Source organism: Streptomyces sp. TOM-9 (assembly GCF_056858595.1).
Map to the genome: position 1 here is coordinate 8,878,137 of NZ_JBXEQB010000001.1, position 25,939 is coordinate 8,904,075.

Annotated in this window: 22 protein-coding genes and 1 pseudogene; 10 read left to right on the plus strand and 13 right to left on the minus strand. The window is 74.3% G+C overall.

The genetic code is table 11. The features are described 5' to 3' along the window. Nucleotides 1-11: 11 nt before the first annotated feature. Together AC1VWI_RS40825 and AC1VWI_RS40830 are read right to left on the minus strand one after the other, a co-directional pair. On the minus strand, nt 12-935 hold the full coding sequence (locus AC1VWI_RS40825) for an NADP-dependent oxidoreductase (RefSeq protein ID WP_499516107.1): 924 nt from the start codon (nt 933-935) through the stop codon (nt 12-14). Next, complete coding sequence (locus AC1VWI_RS40830; RefSeq protein WP_499516108.1) at nt 935-1,444, minus strand: nuclear transport factor 2 family protein; 510 nt, start codon at nt 1,442-1,444, stop codon at nt 935-937. Before AC1VWI_RS40830 ends, AC1VWI_RS40825 begins: the two co-directional genes overlap by 1 nt. A 144-nt stretch (nt 1,445-1,588) precedes the next feature. Between AC1VWI_RS40830 and AC1VWI_RS40835 the strand changes: the two genes are divergently transcribed. From AC1VWI_RS40835 to wrbA, 3 genes are all read left to right on the plus strand, one after another. Beyond that, entirely contained in the window at nt 1,589-2,119 is a 531-nt protein-coding gene (locus AC1VWI_RS40835) for a LysR family transcriptional regulator (RefSeq protein WP_499516109.1), read from the plus strand. After that, on the plus strand, nt 2,053-2,421 hold the full coding sequence (locus AC1VWI_RS40840) for a type 2 periplasmic-binding domain-containing protein (RefSeq protein WP_499516110.1): 369 nt from the start codon (nt 2,053-2,055) through the stop codon (nt 2,419-2,421). The genes AC1VWI_RS40835 and AC1VWI_RS40840 overlap by 67 nt, the downstream gene beginning before the upstream one ends. 148 nt (nt 2,422-2,569) lie before the next feature. Then, nucleotides 2,570-3,181 carry an NAD(P)H:quinone oxidoreductase gene (wrbA, locus tag AC1VWI_RS40845; RefSeq protein WP_499516111.1) on the plus strand — a complete coding sequence of 204 codons (612 nt, stop codon included), beginning with the start codon at nt 2,570-2,572 and terminating at the stop codon, nt 3,179-3,181. A 128-nt stretch (nt 3,182-3,309) separates the two neighbouring features. On the opposite strand, the gene AC1VWI_RS40850 is transcribed toward wrbA, so the two are convergent. Next, the gene (locus AC1VWI_RS40850) at nt 3,310-3,615 is read right to left on the minus strand and encodes a hypothetical protein (RefSeq protein WP_499516112.1); all 306 of its coding nucleotides are present in this window, start codon (nt 3,613-3,615) and stop codon (nt 3,310-3,312) included. 159 nt (nt 3,616-3,774) lie between these two features. Beyond that, nucleotides 3,775-4,704 carry an alpha/beta hydrolase gene (locus AC1VWI_RS40855; protein ID WP_499516113.1) on the minus strand — a complete coding sequence of 310 codons (930 nt, stop codon included), beginning with the start codon at nt 4,702-4,704 and terminating at the stop codon, nt 3,775-3,777. Nucleotides 4,705-4,866: 162 nt separating this feature from the next. Here AC1VWI_RS40855 and AC1VWI_RS40860 point away from each other — a divergent pair, with 162 nt between their 5' ends. Continuing rightward, the gene (locus tag AC1VWI_RS40860; RefSeq protein WP_499516114.1) at nt 4,867-5,772 is read left to right on the plus strand and encodes a helix-turn-helix domain-containing protein; all 906 of its coding nucleotides are present in this window, start codon (nt 4,867-4,869) and stop codon (nt 5,770-5,772) included. Between the two features lie 16 nt (nt 5,773-5,788). Here AC1VWI_RS40860 and AC1VWI_RS40865 read toward each other — a convergent pair whose 3' ends face one another. The 4 genes and pseudogenes from AC1VWI_RS40865 to AC1VWI_RS40880 form a co-directional block, all read right to left on the minus strand. Beyond that, nucleotides 5,789-8,089, minus strand: coding sequence for a SpoIIE family protein phosphatase (locus AC1VWI_RS40865; RefSeq protein WP_499516115.1), 2,301 nt, complete (start codon nt 8,087-8,089; stop codon nt 5,789-5,791). Between the two features lie 169 nt (nt 8,090-8,258). Continuing rightward, nucleotides 8,259-11,735, minus strand: a complete 3,477-nt coding sequence (locus AC1VWI_RS40870) for a phosphodiester glycosidase family protein (protein ID WP_499516116.1) — start codon at nt 11,733-11,735, stop codon at nt 8,259-8,261. Nucleotides 11,736-11,898: 163 nt separating this feature from the next. Then, complete coding sequence (locus AC1VWI_RS40875; protein WP_499517033.1) at nt 11,899-12,660, minus strand: GNAT family N-acetyltransferase; 762 nt, start codon at nt 12,658-12,660, stop codon at nt 11,899-11,901. A 40-nt stretch (nt 12,661-12,700) separates the two neighbouring features. Next, nucleotides 12,701-14,229, minus strand: a pseudogene (locus AC1VWI_RS40880) (MFS transporter). A 205-nt stretch (nt 14,230-14,434) separates the two neighbouring features. Between AC1VWI_RS40880 and AC1VWI_RS40885 the strand changes: the two are divergent. Next, a complete protein-coding gene (locus AC1VWI_RS40885; protein WP_499516117.1) occupies nt 14,435-14,878 on the plus strand; it encodes a VOC family protein in 444 nt (147 codons plus the stop codon). 137 nt (nt 14,879-15,015) lie between these two features. After that, nucleotides 15,016-16,473, plus strand: coding sequence for a dihydrolipoyl dehydrogenase family protein (locus AC1VWI_RS40890; protein WP_499516118.1), 1,458 nt, complete (start codon nt 15,016-15,018; stop codon nt 16,471-16,473). Nucleotides 16,474-16,538: 65 nt separating this feature from the next. Here the strand turns inward: AC1VWI_RS40890 and AC1VWI_RS40895 are convergent, their stop codons facing one another. After that, nucleotides 16,539-17,447: an SGNH/GDSL hydrolase family protein gene (locus AC1VWI_RS40895; protein WP_499516119.1), complete on the minus strand. Its 909-nt coding sequence runs from the start codon at nt 17,445-17,447 to the stop codon at nt 16,539-16,541. A 312-nt stretch (nt 17,448-17,759) separates the two neighbouring features. On the opposite strand from AC1VWI_RS40895, the gene AC1VWI_RS40900 reads away from it, so the two are divergent. Continuing rightward, on the plus strand, nt 17,760-17,972 hold the full coding sequence (locus AC1VWI_RS40900; RefSeq protein WP_499516120.1) for a hypothetical protein: 213 nt from the start codon (nt 17,760-17,762) through the stop codon (nt 17,970-17,972). 24 nt (nt 17,973-17,996) lie between these two features. Here the strand turns inward: AC1VWI_RS40900 and AC1VWI_RS40905 are convergent, their stop codons facing one another. Then, complete coding sequence (locus AC1VWI_RS40905) at nt 17,997-19,544, minus strand: serine/threonine-protein kinase (RefSeq protein ID WP_499516121.1); 1,548 nt, start codon at nt 19,542-19,544, stop codon at nt 17,997-17,999. A 408-nt stretch (nt 19,545-19,952) separates the two neighbouring features. Here AC1VWI_RS40905 and AC1VWI_RS40910 point away from each other — a divergent pair, with 408 nt between their 5' ends. Continuing rightward, nucleotides 19,953-21,551 carry a phytoene desaturase family protein gene (locus tag AC1VWI_RS40910; RefSeq protein WP_499516122.1) on the plus strand — a complete coding sequence of 533 codons (1,599 nt, stop codon included), beginning with the start codon at nt 19,953-19,955 and terminating at the stop codon, nt 21,549-21,551. 131 nt (nt 21,552-21,682) lie between these two features. On the opposite strand, the gene AC1VWI_RS40915 is transcribed toward AC1VWI_RS40910, so the two are convergent. Further along, nucleotides 21,683-22,141 (minus strand): universal stress protein, encoded by a 459-nt coding sequence (locus AC1VWI_RS40915; protein WP_499516123.1) that lies wholly within the window; start codon nt 22,139-22,141, stop codon nt 21,683-21,685. A 189-nt stretch (nt 22,142-22,330) separates the two neighbouring features. Then, nucleotides 22,331-22,633 carry a putative quinol monooxygenase gene (locus tag AC1VWI_RS40920; protein WP_499516124.1) on the minus strand — a complete coding sequence of 101 codons (303 nt, stop codon included), beginning with the start codon at nt 22,631-22,633 and terminating at the stop codon, nt 22,331-22,333. Between the two features lie 165 nt (nt 22,634-22,798). Here AC1VWI_RS40920 and AC1VWI_RS40925 point away from each other — a divergent pair, with 165 nt between their 5' ends. Together AC1VWI_RS40925 and AC1VWI_RS40930 are read left to right on the plus strand one after the other, a co-directional pair. Continuing rightward, on the plus strand, nt 22,799-23,230 hold the full coding sequence (locus AC1VWI_RS40925; protein ID WP_499516125.1) for a hypothetical protein: 432 nt from the start codon (nt 22,799-22,801) through the stop codon (nt 23,228-23,230). Between the two features lie 78 nt (nt 23,231-23,308). Next, complete coding sequence (locus AC1VWI_RS40930) at nt 23,309-24,160, plus strand: hypothetical protein (protein ID WP_499516126.1); 852 nt, start codon at nt 23,309-23,311, stop codon at nt 24,158-24,160. Between the two features lie 70 nt (nt 24,161-24,230). On the opposite strand, the gene AC1VWI_RS40935 is transcribed toward AC1VWI_RS40930, so the two are convergent. Beyond that, nucleotides 24,231-25,886 carry a hypothetical protein gene (locus tag AC1VWI_RS40935; RefSeq protein ID WP_499516127.1) on the minus strand — a complete coding sequence of 552 codons (1,656 nt, stop codon included), beginning with the start codon at nt 25,884-25,886 and terminating at the stop codon, nt 24,231-24,233. Nucleotides 25,887-25,939: the final 53 nt, after the last annotated feature.

The window sequence follows — 25,939 nt, forward strand, 5'->3', positions numbered from 1 at the left end:
AAAGCCGTGGGTCAGGTGACGTCGACGACCACCTTGCCCCGGGAGCCGCCCGCGGCCAGCTGGCGCTGGGCGTCGGCCGCGCGTTCCAGCGGGTGGGTGGCGGCGACCCGCACGGAGAGTTTCCCGGCCTCGGCGAGTACCACCAGCGCGGCGAGGTCGGCCCGGTCGAGGCGGCAGAAGACCGGTACGACCCCCGGCAGCCCGGTCTCCGCGACGGAGGCCACCCGGGCGCCCGTACGGGCGGCGTCCGCCGTCGCGGCGAGGGTGCCGCCACCGGCGGTGTCGAGCACCGCGTCGGCTCCGCGCGGCGCGAGTTCCCGTACCCGCGCGGCGGCCCCCTGTCCGTAGGCGACGGGTTCCGCCCCGAGCGCGCGCAGGTGGTCCTGGTCGGCGGGGGAGGCGGTGCCGATGACCCGGGCGCCGCGGGCCAGCGCGAGCTGGACGGCGAGGGAGCCGACGCCGCCGCCCGCGCCGTGCACGAGCAGGGTCTGGCCCGGCCGGACGTCCAGCGCGCGCACCACCGCCCGATGGGCGGTCAGCCCCGCGAGGGGCAGCCCGGCGGCCTCGGCGAAGCCCATCCCTGCGGGCTTGTGCACCAGGGTGCGCACGTCGGCGGCGACCAGCTCGGCCAGTGCGCCGTGCGCGCGCTGCACGTCGCCGCGGATGTACCCGATGACCTCGTCGCCGGGGGCGAACTCCGGGGCGGCGGGCCCGGCGTGCTCCACCACGCCCGCGATGTCCCAGCCCGGGACGACGGGGAAGTACGTGTCGACGGCGGAGTGGAGCGCTCCCGCCTGGAGTGCCAGGTCGGCGGGGTTGAGCGCCGCCGCGCGCACCCGGACCAGCACCGAGTCGACATGGGTCCTGGGCGTGGGGAGTTCGGCGAGCTCCAGCACCTCGGGGCCGCCGTAGCGGCGGTAGACCACGGCCCGCATCACGCCCCCGGGAGGGCGATCGGCATGTCCATCAGGACGCGGTGGTGGACGATCTTCCACACGCCGTCCACCCGGCGCAGGTCGGTGTCGTAGTAGCCGGACTCGACCGGTTCCACCGTGCCCTGTGCGCCGAAGGCGCCCGCGGGCCACCCCTCGGCGGGCCGCGCGGCGGCGCGCGTCCGGAAGACGACGAACTGGGCGTTCATGTGGGCGTGGTCGCCGTCGACCTCGACGAGGTGGTCGGCGGTCATGTGGTGGCCGGCACCGCCCTCCGGGTGCGGGGCCATGTAGTGCTCGACCGCGTAGGCCACGGCCGCCCCGCCGATGAGGGGCTCGCCGACGGGTTCGTGGCCGGCGGTACCGGTCCTGGCGTAGATCTGCACGACGGCGTCGTCGGTGAACAGGGCTCCCTGGCCCTTGCCGTCCCGTCGGTCCGTCGCGCGGACGTAGCGGGCCAGGACCTCCCGGACCTCCCGGACATCGCGCTCCGCGCGCTCCTCGCTGCTCATGTGTGACGGCTCCCCTTCTTCTCTTCCTGCGGCTCGGGCACCGGAGCGGCCCCCCGAGCCGTCGGGCGTGCGTTCCGTCCCAGTGGACCAGGGGCCGCGCGGGGGAGCCATGACGCTTCTGACATGCGGCGATACTCTGGAGGTATGGATCGCCTGGAGACTCGTGAGCTGGAGTACTTCGTGGCCGTGGCCGAGGAGCTGCACTTCAGCCGCGCGGCGGAGCGTCTGGGCATCGCGCAGCCACCGCTGTCGCGGGCGATCGCGCGCCTGGAGCGCCGCATGGGGGTCCGGCTCCTGGAGCGGACCAGCCGCCGCGTCGCGCTCACCTCCGCGGGGGAGGTCTTCCTGGACGAGTGCCGGCGGCTGCTGCGGGAGCTGGACGGGGCCGTGGAGCGCGCCCGGCGGGCGGCCGCACCGGCCCGGCTCACCCTGGCGGTACGGCCCGGTACGGGTTCGGGCCTGCTGGCGGAGCTGGTCAGGTCGTACGAGGGCGCCGCCCCGGAGCTCGTCTTCACCTACGACCGGGTCGGCGCCCTGCGCGACGGCACGGCCGACGTCGCGCTGCTGTGCGTCGGCAGCGACGACCTGACCGCCTCGGGACGGCCGACGTGGCGGAGGAGCTGCCCGTCGCGCTGCTGCCGCGTGGGCACCGGCTCGCCGCCCGCGGTGAGGTGACGACCGCCGAGCTGCGCGAGGATCCCGCCTTCCGGGAGGAGTGCCCGCCGGTGGGTCTCGACGAGATCGTCGACCGGGTGGCGCTGGGCCGGCTGGTGACCGTCGTCGGCTCGGCCGCCGCGGACCGTCTGACCCGGGACGTGGTCGCGGTCGCGGTCGCGGACCTGCCCGCGACGACGCTGGCGCTGGCCTGGCCCCGGCAGGCCGGGCGCCCGGAGGTCGCCGCCTTCGCCCGTACCGCGCGGAGCATGGCGGGCGTTCGCGGGGCGGGCGTTCGCGGGATGGGGGACCGGCCGGCGTGACATTCGTCGCACGGGGGCCGGTGGACAGGGGTGCCCCAATGTTGTTTATTCTTCAACCAGTGAAGCGCGGCCCGCCCTCACGGGCCGCGGTGTCCCTGGACCACGCAACCCCGAATCGCGGGGAAGGTCCTCCCTGAAAGGAACCACCTTGTCGATCAAGCTCGCGATCGTCTACTACTCCTCCACCGGCACCATCACCGAGATCGCGAAGGAGATGGCCGAGACCGCGGAGAAGGCCGGCGCCGAGGTCCGCCTGCTCAAGGCCGCGGAGCTCGCCCCGCAGGCGGCGATCGACTCCAACCCCGCCTGGGCCGCCAACCACGCCGCCACCGCCGACGTCCCCGTGGCCACCCCCGCCGACGTCGAGTGGGCCGACGCCGTGATCTTCGGCACCCCCACCCGCTTCGGCAACATGTCCTCGCAGCTCAAGCAGTTCATCGACACCCTCGGTGGCCTGTGGGCGCAGGGCAAGCTGGCCGACAAGGTCTACAGCGGCTTCGTCTCCACCGCCACCTCGCACGGCGGCCAGGAGTCGACCCTCCTCGCCCTGTACAACTCCATCCACCACTTCGGCGGCATCGTCGTGACCCCCGGTTACACCGACCCCGCCAAGTTCGTCGACGGCAACCCCTACGGCACCTCCCACGTGGACGCCCAGGGCAACAACCCCGTCAACGACACCACCCGCACCGCCGCCCGCATCCAGACCGAGCGCGTCATCAAGCTCACCGCGGCGCTGAACCGCGGCCTCGCGGGCTGACCCCGAGCCGACGGCGCACCCGCTGAGACGGACGTTCACGGGTGCGCCGTCCATCCACTCGGCGGCGCCTCCTCCTGTCGTGCCGGAGGCGCCGCCGACCCGTACCCGTATCCCGTGCCCGCGCCGCGTCAGGCGCAGGGGTTGCTGAGGTACACCCACCCCAGCGGATCCCACCGCAGGCGGCGCACCTCGACACCGTCGATCTCGGCGTCGTCCTCACGTGCGGCGCGGGACCGGGGGAGCGAGGCCCGCGCCAGCGCGATCGCCACCGCGTCCTCGGCGTCGTCCGCCTCGCCGACGACGAAGAACTGCCGGCCGACGGAGCCCCGGGGCGTGCGGAAGCGGAAGCCCACGAACCACCGGTCCTGGTCCGCGCAGCCGCCGTCCCCGCGGACGTCGGCGGTCCCCCCGTGACGGTCTCCGGTGCTGGACATGGCGGGTTTCCCTGCTCCTCGGCTGCTGAGGTCCATCGGCATGCGTCGCGTCGCCGGTGGGCGACGAGACTTCACGGTGACACGGCGGGAGCCCGGTGAAAAGGGGACAAAGTCCTCCCCCCATCCGGGGAACATCCCCCGCCGCCGTCCGGAGGGGCCTCAGTCCCGCGCCCTTCCGGGGCCGGACAGGTGCTCCCGGAAGAAGGGAACGGCCTCGGCGACCGCGCGGTCGACGTACTTCGGTACGTCGTAGAAGTCCATGTGGGTACCGCCCTCGACCACCACGAGCCTCTTCGGGCCACGCAGCCGGGCGTGGAGCCCGGTGGTCGCCCACAGCGAGCCCGCGTCGCCGCCCGCCACCATGAGCACCGGCTGGGTGAGCAGGTCCTCGACCAGGTGGAAGGCGTCGAAGGCCAGGATCCGCGAGATGCTCCCGGCGAAGATCTTCCTGTTCCGCGCGTTCGGGTGCTGGGCCCGCGGGGTCAGGTAGTAGTCGTGCGCCTCGACCAGGTCGCGCGGGGTGTCCGCGTCCGTCTCCCACGGGACGTAGGGGACGGTGGCGACCTCGGCGCCCTGCGCCTCGGCCGTCCGCTGCTCCGCGGCCGCGCCCAGCGTCGGCGCCGCGGCCGCGTCGGGGTCGGTGCCGAACCAGCCCCTGCGGTAGGAGGCGCCGATGTTCACCGCGCTGACCGTGGCGACGGCCTTGACGCGGTGGTCGGTCATCGAGGCGTTGACGGCGTAGCCGCCACCGGCGCAGACACCGAGGACGCCGATGCGCCCGGGGCCGACGAAGCCGAGCGTCTGGAGGTGGTCCACCGCCGCGCGCACGTCCTCGACGCGGGCGGCCGGGTCCTCCAGGTGGCGCGGCTCGCCACCGCTCTCGCCCTGGTGGGAGGCGTCGAAGGCGAGCGCGACGAAGCCCTGCTCGGCCATCCTGCTCGCGTACAGACCCGCGGTCTGCTCCTTGACGCCACCGCCGGGGTGGACGGTGACGATCGCCGGGTACCGGCCCCGGGGGGCAAAGTCCGCCGGAAGGTGGAGGTGGCCCGCCATGGTGACCGGGCCGTTGGGGAAGGTGACGGCGTCCACTGGTCGCTCCTTGTCGTCGTCGTCGGGGGTCCGGGTCCCGGCCGGTCGGCTCGGGCCCGCGGATCCACCCTGCGTCGCCGGGCGCCGGCGGGGGAGAGCCTGTTCATGGGGGGTACCGGCAGCCCCTCCTTGCTCCGGGGCGACCGGCCTCGCCTGGGAAGCATGGAGATCGCCAAGGACATCAAGGACTTCCTGACGACCCGCCGCGCGAAGATCACCCCCGACCAGGTGGGGCTGCCGCCGGGAGGGCGCCGCCGGGTGGCCGGACTGCGGCGCGAGGAGGTCGCGCTCCTGGCCGGGGTGAGCGCCGAGTACTACGTCCAGATCGAGCGGGGCAACGCCACCGGTGTCTCCGAGGAGGTCCTGCACGCGATCGGCCGGCCCCTGCGCCTGAACGAGGCGGAGACGGCGCACCTGTTCGCCCTGGCGCGGGCCGCCGGCACGCGGGCGGGCCAGGGTCCGGCCCGGGGCCGCACGGCCGGCTCGCAGGTACCCCGGGGCGCCCAGGCGCTCATGGACGCGATGGTCACCGCGCCGGCGGTCGTGCAGAACGGGCACCTCGACCTCCTGGGCGCCAACGCGCTGGGCCGGGCCCTATACGGCGGCGTCTTCGAGCGGGCGCACGGGCAGCCGAACCTCGCCCGGTTCGTCTTCCTCGACGACGAGATGTTCCCCGCGTGGGAGCACACGGCCGACGTCGTGGTGGCGCTGCTGCGCGTCGAGGCGGCCAGGGCCCCCTACTCCCGGGCGGTCACCGGACTCATCGGGGAACTGGCCACCCGCAGCAGGGAGTTCCGTACCCGGTGGGCGGCCCACGACGTACGCGCGCACCGGCGCGGCACCAAGGAGTTCCGCCATCCCGTGGTCGGTGACCTCACACTGCACTTCGAGGCTCTGGAGATCGCCGGCGCCGGCGGGCTCACCCTGATGGGGTTCACCGCGGAGCCGGGTTCCCCCTCCCACGAGGCCCTGCGGCTGCCGGCCAGCTGGACCGCGACCGAACAGGGCAGCGCCGGAACCCGTTCCACGGAGCCCTCGCCCTCGGGGGAGCGGCCCGGGCAGGGGTGACGGGGGTCCGCCGGACTCAGCGGCCGTCCGTGGGTGTTCCGACCGGCTGCTGGGCCCACACCGTCTTGCCTTGGGCCCGGTAGCGGACGCCCCACTGGTCGGCGAGGCCCGCGATGATGAACAGCCCCCGGCCGTTCTCGTCGACGGTGCGCGCGTGCTTCACGTGCGGGGCGCCGGGGCCGGTGTCGCTGACCTCGCAGGTCAGCATCTGCTCGAGGACCAGGCGCAGGCGCAGGGGTGGAGTGCCGTAACGCACCGCGTTGCCGACGAACTCGCTGACGATGAGCTCGGTGGTGAACGCCGTCTCCTCCGCCACGCCCCAGGCCGCCAGCTGACGGCGGGCCGCCGCGCGGGCGATGGGTGCGGCCTCGGCGCCGGGCGGCAGCGCGCAGGTCAGCACCCGGTCCGCGGGCAGCGCCCGCGTACGGGCGAGCAGCAGCACCGATTCTTCGCCCGCGTCCGTGCCGGTGGACGCGGACCCGATGGCGTCGCGCACCTCCGGCAGGGGCCGGGAGCCCGCGCCGTCCAGCAGCGGCCGCAGCGGCGCGGACGGCGCCAGGACCCGCTCCGCGAACGAGGTCGTCGCCATCGCCAGGGTGCTCCCCACGGGGAGGCCGACGGTGGTCGCGGGGAAAGGGGCGTTGTCCTGGCCGCTGAGCAGGGGACCCGCGGGGACGGCCAGGGTGGCCGAGGTGCCGTCCGGGAGGACGATGACCGGCTCCGGCAGGCCTGCCCGGGCGACGGTGCAGGTGAGTTCCACCGGGTCGCACACGGCGATGGCGCAGCCGATGTCGATCGGTTCGAAGTCCAGCTGCGGCAGCGCGGCCGATGCGGCGGCGAGACGGGCGGCGGTCTCGCTCAGCCGGGCCAGCAGCTCGTCCGGGGGCAGGTCCAAGGCGGCGAGGGTGTGCAGGGCCGTCCGGACCAGCCCCATCGTGATGGCCGCGACGATCCCCCGCCCGGCCACGTCCCCGACGACCAGCGCGGTCCGCGCGCCGGGCAGCGGGATCGCGTCGGACCAGGCCCCGCCGCCCTCCACACCGGGCTGGTGCAGCCGGGCGACCTCCACGGTGGGGCGTCCTGCGGGCTGCCCGGGGAGCAACCGGCGCTGGAGGGTCGAGGCGATGATCCACTCGCGCATGTACTGCCGGGCGTTCTCGATGCAGAGGGCGGCGTGCGCGCACACGGCGGAGGCCACCGCCAGGTCGTCCTCGTCGAAGGGCTCCCGGTCCTGTTCGCGGTAGAAGCTGACCACGCCCAGGGCCTGGCCGCGCAGCGTCAGCGGGGCCACGATCAAGGAGTGGGCGCCGGCTCCCAGGATGGCGTCCGTCCGTGCCGGGTCGGTGGCCAGCCACGCGGCGTGCTCGTCGATCGGCACCAGGCGGGCCCTGGCGTCGGACAGGACGTCCATGAACGGGGTCCCGGGCGGCAGGGGACGCACCTCGCCGACCGGGTACGCCGACAGGCGGCCCCGGAACGCGGCCCGCCGCAGGGGAACGTCCTGGTGCACCGGCACCTTCGGCGGTTCCTCCCCGCGGACGACCTCGTCGACCATCTCGACGACGGCCGTGTCGGCGAAGGCGGGCACGACCGCGTCCACCAGTTCCCGGGAGACGAGTCCCACGTTGGGGACGTGCCCCACCTGTGCGCGGACCTGTTCCAGGAGGTCCAGCCGGCCCCGCGCCCTCTCCCGGTCGGTGACGTCGACCGCGGACGCCACCAGCCCGAGCGCGTCGCCCCGGGAGTCCTCCAGGCGGAAGAAGCAGACGGAGCGGATGCGGCACCCGCGCCGGCCCGGCGACCCGGGGCCGTGGACGAGCCGGTTCAGGACCGGTTCCCCGCTGCCCAGGACCTGCCGCGCCACGCCGGCCTCCGCCTCGGGGCCGTCGAGGTCGTACACCTCGGTGAAGTGCCGGCCCAGCGCGCTCACCGCCCGCGCGCCACCCGCCGCGGTCACGCCGGCGCTCATCCGGATCACGCGCAACTGCCGGTCGAGGACGAGCAGTTCCATGGGGGCGTCGGTGAAGACGGCCTTCAGGATCGCCACGTCCTGCTCCGACAGCGCCGTGTCCACCGCCGCGCGCACCCGCCACAGCACCGAGGTGCCGCGCAGCACCGGCTCGACCCGTACCGCGACGCCGCCGGGGAACCCGGCGCGCGGACGTCCGGCGTCCGCGGTGATCCCGTGCAGGAGCGCGCCCAGGGACCGGCCGACGGCCTCCTCGGCGGCGCACCCGAACAACTCCTCGGCCGGACCGCCCCACTCGACCACCCGGCCGTCCTCGTCGACGAGGAACAGCACGTCACCGCTGGGCATGGACCACGCACCTCCGGCTCCATGCCTGCCCGCGCCGTCCCGGCGGCAGGCCCGCCCACGCGACAGCTCCGCCGATCGGCTCAGCCCGTACCACCGCCGGACACGGCACGGCCCTTCCGGGCGGCGCTCCCCGGTACGGGACGCGCCCGGAAGGGCCGGGTGCCGGCGCTCAGCCGCGATGTACCGTGATCGTCCGCTCGGTGGTCACGCCGTTGACGGTCACGCGGAGCACCGCGGTGCCGGTACGCAGCCCCTTGACCGTCGAGGTGGCCGGGTCGTAGGCGATGACGGGCGCCCCGTCGTGGTGCCCGTGTCCTTCGCCGTCCCCGTCGCCGCCCGCCACGTCGACGCGGCTGCCGGACCATGCGGCGCCGACCGGCCAGGCCACCGGGACGGTACGGGTGCCGTCCTGGGTGACCGTCGCCGAGGCGTGGCCCACGCCGCCGACGGTGAGCGTGGCGGGGGCGACCATGTCCACCGCGTCGGTGCGGGCGTGCACCTCGGCGCGCAGCCAGGTCCCGGAGTCACCGGAGGGGACGTCGAAGGGGTCGGTGACCCGGCCGTGGCGCGGGTCGATGCCCAGCATCGTCCAGCCGGTGAAGCCGCCGTTGTCGGGCGTGCTCGCCGGATTCTTGCCGGAGTTGCCGTTCACCAGGTACGGGACGCCGTCGACCCGCGTCGCGGAGAAGGCGCCGACGTGGCCGGCGACGAACGCGGCGGACTTGTGGCCCTCGGCCCGGAAGTCGGCGAGCCACTGCTCGACCAGGGCGGCCTCCTTGCGGTCGCCGAGCTGGCTGGCCTTGTCCGGCAGCGGGTCCTCGGTCGGGTGGTGCTCGAAGACCACGACACCGCTGACGGAACGGTCGGCGGCCGCGTCGCGGAGCTGGTCGTGCAGCAGCTGGAGCTGGGCGAAGCCGCCGCCGCGCAGGGTGCCGCTGGAGGAGTCCAGGGTGATGAAGCGGGTGCCCTCGACGTCGAAGACCGACGTCGTGTCACCGAAGGCGGCCTTGAAGTTGGAGGTGTTCCCGGGGCCCATCACCTCGTGGTTGCCCGGGACGTAGTGCCACGGGACGGTGCCCTTGGTACGGGCGTCGAACTCGTCGAGCAGCGTGCGGGCGAGCGCGAAGTCGGCCGGGGAGCCCTCGTCGACGAGGTCGCCGTTGATGACCAGCAGATCGGGCTTGGCCGCTGCGATCTCCTCCAGGGTCCGGCGGGCCGCGGCGACCAGCGGGCTGCCGGGGTCACGGGCGACGAACTGGGCGTCGGACATGACGGCCACGCGCAGCGGACGGCCGTCGACGGTGCCGTTGGTCACGACGACCGGGTCCTCGACCTTCGGCCGCACCGGCAGCTCCACGTCGGGGGCGACCTTGACCCGCAGGTCGCTGACGGTGACCTCGCCGGTGTAGGAGCGGGCGGCGCTGGTCTCCAGCAGCCGGACCCGCTGGAACGTCAGCGGGTAGGGGGTGCCCACGGGCACGGGGAACTCGACCTTGCGCCAGCCGGTCCAGGTGATGGTGGGGCCGTCCAGGTTGGCGGTCACACCGGCGGCCGTGCGGTACTGCAGGCGCGGCCACTCGCCGTTGCCGTCGCCGTTGATCCACATGGTGACGGCCTGCGGCTGGCCGGGCAGCTGGATCTGCTGCGGCGGCACGGCGTACTGGCCGCGGGTGGCCGTCGACCGGGTGAAGTCGTACGTCAGCTTCAGGCCGGGGGCGCCGTCGTGGCCCGCGGCCGGTGTGACGGAGCCGCCGGGAGCCCGGTCGTTCGCGGAGGTCCAGGAGGCCGCGTCCGACAGGTCCGTGAACGACTTCTCGGCGAGGCCCACCGTGACGGCGACGTCGGTGGTCAGCTTCCCGACCGTCAGGTGCAAGGTGGTGGACGCGCCGTCGGTCAGGCCGCGCACGGTGAAGGTCGCGTCGTCCGCGGGCAGCACCGAGACGATCCCGTCGCCGCCGGTGACCTCGACGTCGGACGCGTCGATCGGGGCGGAGTCGCCGAGCGCGTCGTAACCGGTGACGGTCAGCCGGGCGGTGTCGTCCAGGCCGTCGAGGGCCACCAGGCTGCTGCCCGGGGCGATCCGCACCGCGGGGGCGAGCACGGTCAGCTCCGTCGAACCCGTGGCGCGGTGACCGGAGGAGGCCTCCACCCGGGCGGTGCCCGAGCGCTTGCCGGTGACGACGGCGGAGCCGTCGCGCCCGGAGCGGACGCTCACCCTGCCGTCGCCCTGCCACCGCGTCCGTCCGGCCGGCACCGGCGCGTACGTCTCGTCGTGGGCGAGCGCCCGCACGGTGCGGTGCAGCCCGGGGAAGACCTTCTCCGAGCCGTCCGCGGTGAGCGCGGGCTGTACGCGGAAGCCGCGGACCGCGCCCGACCCGGGCGCGGCGAACAGGCCCAGACCGTTGGCGACCTGCCGCTCCGGACCGTCCGACGGGCTGTTGACCAGGCCCGTCGTGCTCTCGCCCGGCAGCCGGGCGGCCATGGTGGTGGAACCGCCGCCGTCCATGTTCAGGGCGTTCCGGGCGCCGAGGGCCTTCATGAAGGCGCCGAGCTCGTTGAGGTCCATGCCGCGGCTGTCGGTCTGCTTGCCGTCGATGGCGACCAGGTACATGGTGCGGCCGTCGGCGGAGAAGCCGACGCTGGTACGGGAGGTGGCGGTGACGGTGTCGCCGTCCGTGTAGTGCTTGACCGTGCCGTCCGCGACGAGGACCTGGCCGCCGCCCACCGCGACCGCCACGTCGCCGAAGTCGGCGCGCGGCTTGTAGGCGACGGTGACGGCGTCGCCCGGCGCGAGCCCGGCGAGCGCGTCGGCGCCCGCCTCCCGGCCGAGCAGCACGCTGGTGCCCGCGGGGATCGGGCCGCTGCTGACGGACGAGTACACCTCGGTGACCTTGCCGTCGCGCAGCCGGACCTCGGTGACCCGGTCCGCACCGCCGACCGGCTTGGTGCGCGGGGAGACCCCCCACTGGTCGGTGAAGAGCCCGATCCCGCCGGCCGCCAGGACGGGGGAGTTGACCCCGGACAGCTTCAGGTGCTCCGTCCCGCCGACCGTGACGTCGCCCTCCAGGAACACCTGGGCGAGCCGGCCGAGACCGTCCGCGCCGATGGCGACGGTCTGGTTGCGGCCCTCGGTGGGCGAGTTGACCAGGCCGTCCTTGCGCGACACCGCCGCGCCGACCGGGGCCTCGGTGTCGTTCATGTCGAAGTAGTCGCCGTTGACGGCGGCGACGGCGCCGGTGTGCCGGGCCTGCTCGGTCACCCGGGACTTCCCGGTGACCGTGCCGGAGGATATGTGGTCCACGCTGAGCCGGTCCTCGGCGAGGTCCGCGACGAGCACCTGCCCCCGGACCCAGCCGTCGGCCTCGAAACGGTCGAAGCGGGTCAGGTTCAGCCCGGGCGCGATCGGCGTGCGGGTCTCACGGGTGACGATCGACTCGCCGGGGGTGCTCGGGACGAGTCCGTGGCCGGAGCCGCCCGGCTTCGTCGCGCCCGTGGGCGCCGACACGAGCTGTTCGGGCGCGAACGCCTGGGCGGTCGTCATCATCCCGGCGCCGATGCTGAGCGCGGTGGCCAGGGCGAGCACGGCGGCACCGCGTCGTGCCGCGGAACGCGGGCTCGGGACGGCGGGCTGGAGGGGGAACGGCACTTGCTGACTTCTTTCCCTGTTGGGGTGGTGGTCGCCGTTCAGTTGATGTGCCGTCGGTGTCGCCGTGCCGATAAACGGGTGGTCATCCGGGATGTGCAAGGTGAACATCCGCCACCGCCGGCCCTGTGAGCTGCGGCGACGCCCTTGGGCACCGGCCGAGGGGTCAGCCCGCGGGGGTGAGGTACGTCCAGGTCTCCACCAGCCGGAAGCCCAGGGACTCGTACAGGGGCCGGGACATGGGGGAGTTCTGCGTGAACGCGTGGCGGGCCCCCGACGCGACGGCGTCGTGGAGCCGGGCCGTCACCAGGGCGCGGTAGTGACCGTTGCCCCGGTGCCGCGGCGGTACCGAACCGTTGAACATCCCCACGTGGTCGCCGGTCAGGACGTTGAACCCGGTCGCGACGGCCTCGCCGTCCACGTCGAGGGTGAACGCGGTCATGCCGGGGGCGTCGAGCAGCGCCGGGAGCGCGAACGCGTCCGCGACCTCCCCGGGCATGCCGAACCCCGCCGCGAGCGCGGCGGAGTACCGCCCGGCCTCGGTACCGGTGAGCTTGTGCACCGTACCGCCCCCGGGCGGCGCGGCGGGCAGTTCGGCGAGCGACGCGGCGTCCCACGCCAGCAGGGGGAGCGTGGTGGCGCCCGTACGGCCGAACCGGGCCGCCAGCGCGGTCAGTTCCGGGCCGGCCTCGCCGCGGACCTGGATGCTCCAGGGCAGACCCGTCGCCGACAGCTCCTCGGCGAGCGCCTCCGTCTCGCGCAGGTCCCGTTCGTGACCCGCGGACACCGTGTTCAGGAGGGCGACCGGCAGGCCGGTGCACACCAGCCGCCCGCCCTTCGGGCCGCGCCGCGTGAAGGCGCCGGGCAGGAGGTCCGTCAACCGCTCCATGGCCCCCTGCAGGGCGTCCACCGCGGCATGGCTGATCATCTCGGTCACGCCGCGGAGGATACCCGGCCCGTCCGTACGGCTACGCCGCCGCCCGAGCCTTGGACGCGAGCACGCCCCCGCGGCGGCGCGGCGAGGGGACGTTCACGAGCAGGGCGGCGACCAGGGCGCCGGTGAGCGTGAGACCGCCGGCCCACCCGAAGGCGGTGGTGAAGCCGTGGACGACGCCGGCGTCGGTGATGGCGTGCCGCTGTGCGGCGGTCACCCGGTCCCCGCCGTGCGCGGCGAGCCGCGCCGCGACGTAGTGGCCGGTTGAGGTGGTGGCGAGGGTGTTGAGCAGGGCGGTGCCCAGGGAACCGCCCACCTGCTGCGCGGTGTTCACCGCCGCGGAGGCCGTGCCCGCGTCCCCCGGGGCGACCCCGGCGGTCGCCGTGGCCATGATGGGCATGAAGACCAGGCCCATGCCGGACCCGAGCAGCGCGGCGCCCGGCAGGACGTGGGTGGCGTAGGCCGAGTGCGTGCCGAGGGTGGTGAAGGTGAACATGCCGGCCGCGGCGACGGTTAGTCCCGGCACGATCATCGTCCGCGGCGCCACGCGGGGCAGCAGGCGGGCGGAGACCTGGGTGGAGGTGAGGACGATCGCGGCGGACATCGGCAGGAAGGCGAAGCCGCTCTTGAGCGCCGAGTAGCCGAGGATGTCCTGCAGGTAGTACGTGAGCAGGAGGAACACCGCGAACAGGCCCGTCATCGCCAGTCCCAGGGTCAGGACCGGGCCGCCGTGGGCCCGCGTCGCGATGATGCGCAGCGGCAGCAGGGGGTGGGCGGTGCGGGACTGCCACCAGGTGAACCCGGCGAGGAGCGCCGTGCCCGCGACGAGCAGGCCGGCCACCGTGCCCGACCCCCAGCCGTCGGACTCGGCCCTGCTGAGCGCGTACACCACGGTGACCAGACCGCCGCTGCCGAGGACGGCCCCGGGGACGTCGAGCCGCACCGCGCGGTGCCCGGCGCGGTCCTGGAGGAAGGCGACCGCGCCGGCCACGGCGACGGCGGCGATCGCCACGTTGACGTACAGGCACCAGCGCCAGTCCAGGTACTGGGTCAGGACGCCGCCGAGGAGCAGGCCAGCCCGCCCCCGGCGCCGGAGAGGGCGCCGAAGATGCCGAACGCCTTCGCGCGTTCCTTGCCGTCGGTGAAGGTCGTGGCCAGCAGGGACAGCGCCGAGGGGGCGAGCAGCGCGGCGAAGCCTCCCTGCAGGGCGCGGGCCGCGAACAGCATGGCGGGGCCCGTGGCGGCGCCGCCGAGCGCGGAGGCGGTGGCGAAGCCGACGAGGCCGGCGGTGAAGGCGTGCTTGCGGCCCACGAGGTCCGCGATGCGTCCGCCGAGGAGCAGCAGTCCGCCGAAGGCGAGCGTGTAGGCGGTCACGACCCACTGCCGGCTGCCGTCGGTGAGCCCGAGGTCGTGCTGGGCCGACGGCAGGGCGATGCTCACGATCGTGGCGTCGAGGACGACCATGAGCTGCGCCAGCGCGATCACGCCCAGGGCCCACCACCGCCGGGTGTCGGGTTCCGCCGGGGGTTCCTGCCGCGGGGTTGTCACAGCCGGTGTGGTCATCTCGGTCTTCCTCACGGATGTCGACGAGGGCGTGGACGCGCCACGGGCAGACTGCCAAGTGCTTGACGGGTCAAGTATATCCTGAGGGTGCCGGGCCGGTGTCCGTGGGGGACGTGCATCCGTCACCGCCTTGACAGGTTACGGAGTGCTGAGCCATGCTCGTCACCAGTCAAAGCGGTGACGATTACAGAACTGGGAGAACCCGATGGACCTGAAGCTCGAGGTTGTGGTGCTGCCCGTGTCCGATGTGGACCGGGCCAAGGACTTCTACGCGGCGCTGGGCTTCCGGCTGGACGTCGACTACGTCGGCGACGACGGCTTCCGCGTCGTCCACTTCACCCCGGAGGGATCCGGGGCCTCGATCCTCTTCGGCGACGGCGTCACCACGGCCGCACCGGGCTCCGTGCAGGGCCTCCACCTGATCGTCGAGGACATCGTGGCGGCCCGCGCCGAACTGGCGGCACGTGGCGTCGACATCAGCGAGGTGTTCCACGACGCGGGCGGCGTCTTCCACCACGCCGGCGAGACCGCCCGGGTCGCGGGCCCGCACCCGGCGCGTGCCAGCTACGGCTCCTTCGCGACCTTCGCGGACCCGGACGGCAACGGCTGGGCGCTCCAGGAGGTCACGGAGCGTCTGCCGGGTCGCTGACCCCGCCCACCCTCCTCGACGACCTCCCGACCTTCCCCGAACCCCGACCCCCGAACTCCCGCGGTGCCGCGGATCCCCCCTCCGCGGCACCGCGGGCCCGTGACCGGGTCCCCTCCGGCCCCCTTTGGAAGCGAGTTATGAAGACCGACGAAACCCGGGAGTACGACGTCGTCGTCATCGGCGGCGGACCGGTCGGCGAGAACGTCGCCGACCGGACGAGCGCCGCCGGACTGGCCACGGTGCTGGTGGAGGGCGAACTGCTCGGCGGCGAGTGCTCGTACTGGGCGTGCGAACCGAGCAAGGCGCTGCTGCGGCCCGTGACGGCACGGGCCGACGCCCGCCGCATACCCGGCCTGAGGGACGCGGTCGAGGGACCGCTGGACGTGGCCGCGGTCCTCGCCCACCGCGACCGGCTCTCCTCCCACTGGAAGGACGACGGCCAGGTCGAGTGGCTGGACTCCGTCTCCGTCGACCTGGTGCGCGGCCACGGCCGTCTGGACGGGCCGCGGCAGGTCGTGGTGGACACACCGGACGGCGGGACGGTCCGCCTGGCCGCGCGGCACGCCGTCGTCGTCGCCACCGGGACCACGACGCTGCTCCCGGATCTGCCGGGGCTCGCCGAGGTGCGTCCGTGGACCAACCGCGAGGCGACGAGCGCCCACGAGGTACCGGGCCGTCTGGTGGTGGTCGGGGGCGGCGTCGTCGCCGTCGAGATGGCCACCGCGTGGCGGGCGCTCGGTTCCGAGGTCACCGTGCTGGTCCGGGGGAGCGGCGGACTGCTCGCCCGCATGGAGCCGTTCGCCGGGGAGATGGTCGCCGACGCCCTGCGCGAGGCCGGTGTGGACGTACGGTTCGGCGCCTCCGTGACCGCCGTGGCGCGTGAGGACGGCCCGGGCGGTCCCGTCCGCGTCACGCTCGCGGACGGCGGGACGCTGGTCGCCGACGAGATCCTCTTCGCGACCGGACGCGCCCCCCGCACCGCGGACATCGGCCTGGAGACGGTCGGCCTGGCCCCCGGCGACTGGCTGGCCGTGGACGACACCTTCCGGGTGACGGCCGTCGCCGACGGCTGGCTGTACGCGGCGGGCGACGTCAACCACCGCGCCCTGATGACGCACCAGGGGAAGTACCAGGCCCGCATCGCGGGAGCGGTGATCGGAGCACGGGCCAAGGGCGAGCCCGTGGACGACCGCAGGTGGGGCGCGCACGTCGCGACCGCCGACAACGACGCCGTGCCGCAGGTGGTGTTCACCGACCCGGAGGTCGCCTCCGTCGGCCTGACGACCCGGGAGGCGGAGGCCGCGGGGCGCCGGGTGGACGTCGTGGACTACGACATCGGGCGCCTCGCCGGAGCCGCGCAGTACGCCGAGGACTACCGGGGCAAGGCCCGGGTCCTGATCGACCCGGACCGTGGCATGGTCGTCGGCGTCACCTTCGTCGGCCCGGGAGTGCAGGAGCTGCTCTACTCGGCGACCGTCGCCGTCGCCGGTGAGATCCCGGTGGACCGGCTGTGGCACGCCGTCCCCGCCTTCCCGACGATCAGCGAGGTCTGGCTGCGCGTCCTGGAGACCTACCGGGACATGCGGGCGGCCTGACCGCACGTCATACGGCCAGGACCCGCCTTCTCGAGGGGAGGCGGGTCCTCGGTCACCGTACGGGGTCAGCGGTGATGACGGGTGACGACCCGGTGCACGGCGCCGGCCATGGCCGCCTCGCCCTGGGCGTTGGGGTGCGCCGGTGCCGCCGGGGTCGCGGGGGCGAGGGACTCGATCCAGCGCGTGCCCGTCGGCGCGGACATGTCGTGCCCGATGGTCGGGGTGTAGGTGTCGGCGTAGCGCGCGCCCGCCTTGCGGGCCTGGGTGGCCAGCATGGCGTTCAGGGCCTTCTCCGTGTCGCGCAGGTAGGAGAAGTCACCGGCCGCGAAGGGCACCGTGGCGCTGGTGCAGGCCGATCCGTCGTCAGGGAACAGGTCCGGGTACCCGGCCACCACGACGCGGGCGTGGGGCGCGCGCCGGTGGATGTCGCGGATGACGGTGGCGACCTTGGGCGCGGTCTGCGCGACGCGCTCCGCGAGCTGGTCGTGGCCACCCGCGGTGAAGTGGGCCCGGCAGGGGGCTCCGGTGGGCTCGGCGGACGTCAGGCCGGCGCAGGTGGCGATGACGCTGCTGAAGCCGATGTCGTTGCCGCCGATGCTGAGCGTGACCAGGTCAGTGCCGCGCTTGAGGGCGGCGAGCTGCGCCGGTGCGGTGCCCTGGGGCGCGGTCATCTCCGCGGTGGTCGCCCCCGAGCAGCTGACGTCGGTGAGGCGGGCGCTCTCGCGCGCCGCGACGAGCGAGGGGTAGTTGTGGCTCGACCGCAGGCACGTCGGGTCCACCTGGTCGGGGATCAGCGGGCCGGACGCGTAGGAGTCGCCGAGCGCGACGTAGTCCCGTCCACCGCCCCCGTGGCCGGCCGGCGACGCGCCGGCGGTCCCTGCTCCGAAGCCCAGCAGCGTCACCATGCCCGTCAGGGCGGCGGCACCGAGTGCGACCCCGCGACGGGTGCCGGGCCGGGTCAGTGTTCTCTTCATCTGTGTCCGTTCGTCGTGGTTCCTGGCCGTCCGGGCCGCCGGACGAGGCGGCCCCCGGCTTCGCAGCGGTTCCTGCGGCGGCAGCACGCCGCGTCCGCAAGCTATTTGCTGCGCCAAGCAAGTAGATCATCGTGCCTTCGGGAGACGCAAACGCCGGCGCCCGGCGTGCCACCGGCCGGGGCGGCGCCCTGCACATCCCAGGCGGCCGTTCAAGCCCCGTGATCTCGGGGCATGACAGCGCCTTCCGCCACCTGTCTGCTGGTGGCGAGAGAGCAGACAGGACGACGGCCCCGCCACGACGAGGTGATCCCCATGAGCACGGACGATCCGGCACGGCTCCACGGCGCACACCGCAAGGACCGGAGCGCCCACCCCCCCCGGCACCCGTGGCCGCGCGGGCTCCTGGCCTGCGTGCGCGCGCCCTGGACGGTCGCCTGGCTGGTCGTGGGGCCGGTGTACGAGTGGACGGTCCCCGGCCGGGCCCGCAGGCGCCGTGCCGGGGGACCGCTGCCCGCGCCGGCCTGAGAACCGGCGGGCGCGTGCGGCGGTTCATTCCTCGCCGGGCGTCTCCGCGTTCTGCCAGACCGTCAGGTCGACCGTGGCGTAGTCGTTGTCGGCACCCTCAGGGGAGTAGTCCCGTACCGTGACGAGCGCGATGTGACCGGCGTCGGTGACCACGCAGATCCGGCTGCCCCCGACCGCGTTCTTCCGCGAGATCTCCTGGGAGTACCGGGTCGCGGAGCGGCACGTGGCCAGAGACCCGGTCTGACGGCTGGTGAGCAGCACCAGGGTGTTGCCTTCGGGGGTGGCGAAGCCCCAGCCCCGCGCGCCCCAGGTGTAGCCGAAGTCCCCTTCGTAGTACGGGCCGACCCTGGGGTGGTACGGCTTGGGCGGCAGGTCGGAGAGGGAGATGGTGTAGCCGTCGGCCAGGTCGACGCCCTTGTAGGACGTGGACGGCGGGTCCGCCGCCGGTGCGGCCTTCTCGTCGCCGCCGCTCGGAGCGGTCTGCGACACGGAGCCGCGGTCCGGCGATCCGGACCCGCCCGGTTCGCCCGCCCCGTCGATGGTTCTGCCGTACAGAAGGAGCGCGCCGACGCACGCCGCCGCCAGACCCGCGATGACGGCCACGGCGAAGCCTGGTCTGCGGCGCTGGGCCGAGCCGGGGGAGCGCGGTGGGGCGGGCGGAGCGGGCATGGTGGTGTGGCGGCCGATGTCGGCGGCGACGGCCGGCGGGAGCCAGCCCTCGGGGCGGCGCAATTCCGTCCGCGGTGAGATCCGACGGCAGATGTCGATGACCTCGGCGGGGGTGGGGCGGGCGGCCGGATCCTTCTTCAGGCACAGCCGGGCCAGTTCGGCGAGCTCATCGGGTACGCCGGACAGGTCGGGCTCCGCGTGGACGATGCGGTAGAGGGCGGCGTGCGGGGTGCCCTCGCCGAAGGCGGGCCGGCCGGTGGCGGCGTAGACGGCGACCTGGCCGAGGGCGAAGACGTCGGTGGGGGGCAGGCACGGGGCGCCGGAGGCCTGCTCGGGGGTCATGAAGGCGGGGGTGCCGACGATGACGCCGCTGCGGGTGAGCGAGGTCGCGTCGGCGGCCCGGGCGATCCCGAAGTCGATGACCCGCGGTCCGTCGGCGGCCAGCAGCACGTTGGACGGTTTGAGGTCGCGGTGCACGATGCCGACGCTGTGGATCGCCTGCAGCGCCTCGGCGATCCCGGCGACGGTCAGCGCCACGGCAGGCACCGGGAACGGCCCGTGCCGGCCGACGGCCGCCTGGAGGGAGGGCCCGGCCACATACGCCGTGGCGAGCCAGGGGCGGTCCCCATCGGTGTCGCTGTCGATGACCGGGGCGGTGTAGAGGCCCTGCACCTGCTGGGCGGCGTGAACCTCCAGTCGGAACCTGCGGCGGAACTCGGGGTCCCCGGCCAGGTCCGGCCGGATCACCTTGATGGCGACGGGGCGCCCGCCGGGTGTGTACGACAGGTACACCGTCCCCATGCCCCCCTCACCGAGGCGGGCGGCGATCCGGTACCCCGCGACGGTGGCCGGATCACCGGGCGCCAACGGCTGGAACACCGGGATCACCCGCTCAGTCCGCATCGAACCCCCCCTTTGACGACCGGTCCACCCCCGCACGCCGTGGCGGGTCGCGCCGATGCCCGCCGCCGGAGGGGGGGCGGTTCGCGGGACCGGGCCACGGCTGCCGGGGGCGACCGATGTGGTTCTGGGGATATGAGCATCGGGCACGCCGGCCGTCGACAGCAAGGGCGTGGACGGCCTGGGTGCGTCGGTGCGACACGTCGGCCGAAGCACCTGGTCGCGCCCCACGAAGCGGCGCCCCTGGGGCGGCCACCCGCGTCGGGACCGGACCGGTGGCGGCCGGGCGTGGCTCGCCCGACGTGCGGGTGCCGCGCCCCGCGCGCACGCTGGACCATGGACGCACGGGGACGTCGCCCCGGCCGGTTCCCGTGGTGCGGCCTCCCGGAGTGACGCACCCGAGGAGCACTGATGGCACGCACGGTCGACGCCGTCGTCGTCGGTTCCGGTGTGAACGGCCTGGTCGCCGCCACCGAACTGGCCAAGGACGGCTGGTCGGTGGCCCTGCTGGAACAGGGCGACCGGCTGGGCGGCTTCATCGCCACCGAGGAACGCACCCTGCCCGGCTACCTGCACGACACCTACTCCTCCTGGTACCCGCTGTTCGTGTCCGGAGGGGCCTACGCCGTCCTCGGCGAGGACCTGCACCGACACGGCCTGGAGTACCGCAACGGCGACGGCTTCGTCACCGGCACCGTCACCGACGACGGCCGCGTGCTCCTCGTGCACCGCGACGCGGCCATCACGGCGGAGGCGTTCGGCGAGGCCGAGGACAGGGCCGCCTACCTGGCCATGCTGGGGCGCTTCCTCGACAACGCCGACGCCATCGGCGGCATGCTGAGCGGCGAGCCCCGCTCCCCAAGGACGCTGCGGCACATCGCGAAGCTGGTGCGCCGCGAACGGTTCACCGGTACCGAGGCCTGGCTCCGGTCCGCCGTCACCAGCGGACGCTCCTACTGCCGCGGCGCGTTCCGGGGCGACGAGGCGGACCTGCTGTGGGTGCCCTGGCTGCTGCACGCGGGGCTGTCCCCGGACCACGCCGGGGGCGGCCTGCTGCTGCCCGTGCTCGCGGCCTCGCTCCACGGCTACGGAGTGCCCGTCGTGGCGGGCGGCGCCGGCAACTTCGTCCGCGCCTTCGAGACGCTGCTCGGGGAACTCCACGTGGACGTCCGCACCGGGTACCCGGTGGAGCGGCTGCTCCTCACCGACGGCAGGGTCACCGGGGTCGCCGGCGGCGGTGAGCACATTTACGCCCGCCGTGCCGTCCTCGCCTCGGTGACCCCGACCGCGCTGTACGGGGAACTGCTGCCGCAGGACGCCCCGGTGCCCACCGTGGTCCGCGACCAGGCCCGGCGCTACCGCTACGGCCGCGCCGCGATGCAGCTCCATGTCGCCCTCTCCGCCCCGCCCGGCTGGAACGACGACCGGCTGGCCGGCATCCCGCTGTTCCACCTGAGCGACGGATCGGCGAGCACCGGGATCGCCTGCGCGGAGGCCGAGGCGGGCCTGCTGCCGCGCCGGCCCACGGTGGTCGTCGGCCAGCAGTACGTCCTCGACCCGTCCCGCGTGCCGGAAGGCGCCGCGTCACTGTGGATCCAGCTCCAGGAACTGCCCTTCGCGCCCGTCGGCGACGCGGCCGGCGAACTCGACGTCGGCGGCGGCTGGACGGAGGCACTGACCGAGGGCTACGTCGACCGGGTCCTGGCCCGGGTGGCCCGCCACGCCCCCGACCTGCCCGGCAAGGTGCTCGCCTGGGACGCCGTCACCCCAGCCGACCTGTGCGGGCACAACCCCAACGCGGTGGCCGGCGACCCCTACGGGGGCTCGGCCGAACTCGACCAGAGCCTCCTGTGGCGACCGCTGCCCGGCGCGCCCCGGCACGCCACACCCGTCCCCGGGCTGTGGCACATCGGCGCCTCCACCCACCCCGGCCCCGGCCTCGGCGGCGGCTCGGGCCACCTCGCCGCGCAGCAGCTCATCCGCGGCCCACGACGACCGGGGCGCCACTGACCGGGGGAGTTCTGGCACGCCGTCAGCACGCCGGGATGCTCCCGGAGCACGTGCCCACGCCGTGACCGGGGCGTACCGGCACGGCCCGCCCGGCTCGCCGGAGCCGGACGGGCCGACCCGACCCGGCGCGGTCAGACGGCGGAGTCGTCGCCCTCGGCGCGCTCCTCGGGGACGAGCAGCACCGCGATGCGGCTGGTGTGGGCGATGGCGTCGCTGACACGGGGGTTGAAGAAGGCCGCGACCGAGCCGCGGTGGTGGGGGCTGACGACCAGGAGGTCCGCCTTGAACTGCTCCGCCGCGGTGGAGATCGCGCCGGCGATCTCCTGCGTGGTCACGTCGCGGACGAGCTCACCGTCGGCCTCCGCCACACCCATGGCGTGGAGCGTGGCGACGGCCTCGTCGACGACGGCGCCGGCGTCGGAGTCCTCTTCCAGGGTCATGACGGTGTCGAACGCGACCGTCGAGGCGAGCACGTGCACGACGTGCACCGCGGCGCCGGTCAGCCGGGCCATGTCCCCGGCCGTGCGCAGGGCGGACTGGCGGGAGGGGCTCGAGTCGACGGCAACCATGATGCGCTGGTACATGGACATCTTTATCTCTTCTTCCAGGGCTGAGCAGGGGTTCGCGCACTCAGTAGACGCCTGCGGTGGTGGAGTTCCCCTGACCGGCGGTGTCGTACGGCGTGAACATTCCGTTCACAGTCTGCGCCGACCGGTGGCGCCGTCCGCGGCGGGGGGTGGTGCCCCTTGAGCCCGGTGGCTGCCGTACCCTGCGCCCCGTCAGCCGGGCAGCTTCGCCGCGAGGACGTCGACCGGGGTGATGACGGGCGGCACGGCGAACAGTTCGTCACCGAGCGCCTCGATGCGCTGCCGCACCTTGCCCCGCAGGTGCGTCTCGCGGTCCTCCTCCGTCTCGAAGGCGTCGAAGATGCGGAAGGAGGAGGGCCCCGGGCGGAAGGCGAACCACGCCAACGTCCCCGGCTCGGCGTCGACCAGCGTCTTGGCGTCGACGAGGAAGCGGACGACCTCGTCCTCCCGGCCCGGCCGGGCCTCGAACTCCACGAAGAATCCGTACGCGGGCATACAGGTGCTCCAGGTCGCAGGAGGGACGGCCGCTCGGGCCGCTGGTGAGGGCGACGCTACCCGGCCGGCCCGGCGCCTCCCGCGAAGCCGGCCCGGCATTTCGCGGCGTCGTTCCGTGTGCCTCGGGCCTGCCCTACGGGGCGGGAGCCCGGATAGGCTCGCGCCGTGGCGACCGAGCGGCCCGACGCGTCCGGCCCCGGCCGGCGCCGGCCCCGTGATGTGGCCGCACTCACCGCGTGGCTGATGGTGATGGCGCTGGTGCCGCTGGGCGTCATCGCCCTGCTGCTCTGGCCGTTCGGCCTGCTGCCCGGTGCGAGCACGGCGCCGGTGGTGACCGCCCTGATCGGTGGTGGTGCCGTCGCCGACGCCGCGCGGGAGCGTCCTCGCCGCTGGGGCGTGGCCGCCGCGGTCGGTGCACTGGTCGTGGCGGCGACGGGAGCGCTCGGCTTCACCGTCGCGCTGCTGGTGTCCCCGCCCGCCGCCGACCTCGCCCTTCAGGCCGGCATCCTCCTGGGACTGCCCCCGGGCGCGGGGTTGTTCACCTGGGTGGGCAACCGGAGGAACCCGCCCGCGCCGGCCGCCGCGGCCGGCGGGTGACGCGGGCGGAACCCGCTGCCGGGGCGGCACGTCACATCGGCAGGGTCCGAGGGGGGCCTACTGCCTTGGGGAGGCGTCATGAGACCGCTCGTGCTGGTGGGTGCCGTCTGTCTGCTCTTGGGATCCGCCGGATGCGGGGCGCGGACGGTGTCCGCGACGGACGACGACGGTGCGGCCACCGCGCGCATGCGGGAGGTCGCCGAGGCCTGGGAGGGCTCGGAGGCCGCACGATCGTGGCGGGAGGGCTTCTACCCGCTGGAGGACGTGGTCCGGCTCCCGGACAACGCCTTCCGCACGGACGCCGACAAGCAGGCCTACCTGACCCGGAACTTCGAGCACCGTGGGGTGCTGCCCCGCACCGAGCAGAAGGGCCGCATCCGCTGGGCGGACGGGACGTCGACGCCCGTCACGCCGATGACGGCACGGGAGGCCTACGACGGGCTGGACGAGGGGCCGGAGGGCCGCGCGGACCCGCTGACCGTCACCAAGGCCACCTTCGGCGAGATGACCCTGCTCACCAGCCGCGGCGAGGCCCGCGTCCCCGCCTGGCACTTCACGCTCGACGGCTACGACACCCCGCTGGTGCGTGCCGCGATCAGCCCCGCGCGGCTGCCGGGCGCGCCGATCGCCGCCCTCTCCCAGGCCACCGATCCGGGGATGCCGCTGCACGGGCTGCGGAAGGTCGCCGAGGACGGCCGGAGCGTCACCGTCCAGGCGGAGCACGGCGCCTGTGACGACGGTCCGGCCGTCGACGTGCTGGAGACCCGCGACAGCGTGGTGCTCCGCGGCATGGTCCGCGGCGCGGACGACGGTCCGTGCACCGCGCAACTGCTCGTCGATCCGGTGACGGTCCGCCTGGAACGGCCGCTCGGCGGGCGGATCCTGCTCGACGCCTTCACCGGCGGGCCCGTGGAGCTCGGCGGGCGGTAGACCTCCGCGTACGACGACGGCCGCCGCGCCCCGAAGGGCGCGGCGGCCGTCGCGTGGTGGCGGTGCGGCGTCAGGCGGCGCTCCTGCGCCGGACGACGACGATGATCACGGCGCCCAGCCCGAGGGCCAGGAGCGCGGAGCCGCCGAGGAGCAGCGCGCCGCCGGCGCCGGTGAAGGCGAGGCCGCCGCCGGAGTCACCGCCGGAGGACGAGGAGCCGCCGTTGCCGGACGTGCCGGCGGAGCCCGACTCGTCGTCGCCGGAGGCGGTGGGCTCCGGGGTGGCCGACGGGCCGCCGGAGGAGCCCTGCGAGTCGTCGCCGTCGCCGGTGCCGTTGAGGACGATCCAGGCGGTGTTGTTGGACTGCTCGGGCTCGGCCGGGTTGTTCCACGTCGGCAGGGCGATCTTGCCCTTGGCGTTCTTCACGACCTTGTCGATGCGCAGCTCGAACGGGAAGCTCAGCTTCGCGTCCTCCAGCAGCGGGGTGTCGACCCAGCACAGGTAGCCCTTGACGCCCTCGTCGATGGTGGTGAAGTTGCAGCCCTTGGGGCTCTTGGTCACCTTCGCGCCCTCGGGCACGGCGACGGAGAAGATGATCGGCTCCCCGCCGCTGCGCAGAGCGCTGATCCAGGCCGGACCGTCGTTGCGGAAGCCGATCTCCGCCTTCACCGTGTCGCCGGCGTCTCCCCGGGCGGAAGCACCGGTGAGCACCAGGTCGTACGTGTTGCCGCTGGGCAGGTCGAGATCGGTGTAGCGCGTGTAGTCACCCGCGGGGGCGCCGGGGATCTCCTCGAGGGTCAGCGGCGCGCCGGTACCCGGCGTGTAGCCGTCGTTCTCCAGCAGCGCCTCGGCCTTCTTCGCGCCGACCGCGGAGAAGCCGTAGCTGAAGCCGTCCCTGAGGGCGAACGCGGCCGTCTTGACCTTCAGCGGTTCGGACAGGGTGTAGGCCGTGCCGGCCTTGTAGGTGCCGGAGAAGGTGCAGATCGCGTCGGTGCCCTGGTAGAGCAGCGACCCCTCGGTGGTCTGCTTGTAGGCGCAGTTGCCGTAGCTGTCGGGGAAGCTCAGCCCGCGCGAGCCGTGGAAGTGCAGCACGGTGCCGTCGGCCGCCATGCCGCCGACGTTGCGGAAGCCCACCGGCGCCTCGTACGTGTCGCCGGCGGCGAGGCCCTTGGGCTCGGACAGGGTGCGGCCCCGCAGTTCAGGACCGCCGACCAGCACGTCGATGGTGAGGGGCGCGAAGTCGACGCCCTCGCCCTCGCCGGTCACCTCGATGGTGCCGAAGTCCCCGGCCGCGCTGTCGGCGTCGACCTTCAGGCGGATGTCGCCGATCTCGTTGTAGGTCTCGCCGGCGTTGATCTCGCTGCCTTCGCAGACGGCGGTCAGGCCCTTCGCGCCGCAGGGCAGTTTCACGGCGGCGACGCCGTCGAGGCCACTGGCATCGATCTTGATCGTGTACGGGCCCTGGTGGACGACCGGGATCACCCCGTCGTCGCCGGGCTCGTCGCTGCCGGGCGCGGCGAGCCGCAGGGTGACCTGGGGCTCGTCCGAGTCCTCGCCGTCGCTCTGGAGCGACAGGTCCACGTGGCTCTTGCCGGTGATCGTGACCGGCAGCGGGGCGCCGTCCTCGGCGAAGGCGGAGGAGGCGGGGCCGAAACCGGCGGCCAGAGCGGCGGCCGCCACGAGTCCGATCGCTGCCCGGAAGACGGATCTGCGGACGGGACGTCTCATCAACGTTTCCTTGTCGGATGTCACGGATGTCGGAGTCTGCGGCGTGCGCCGCC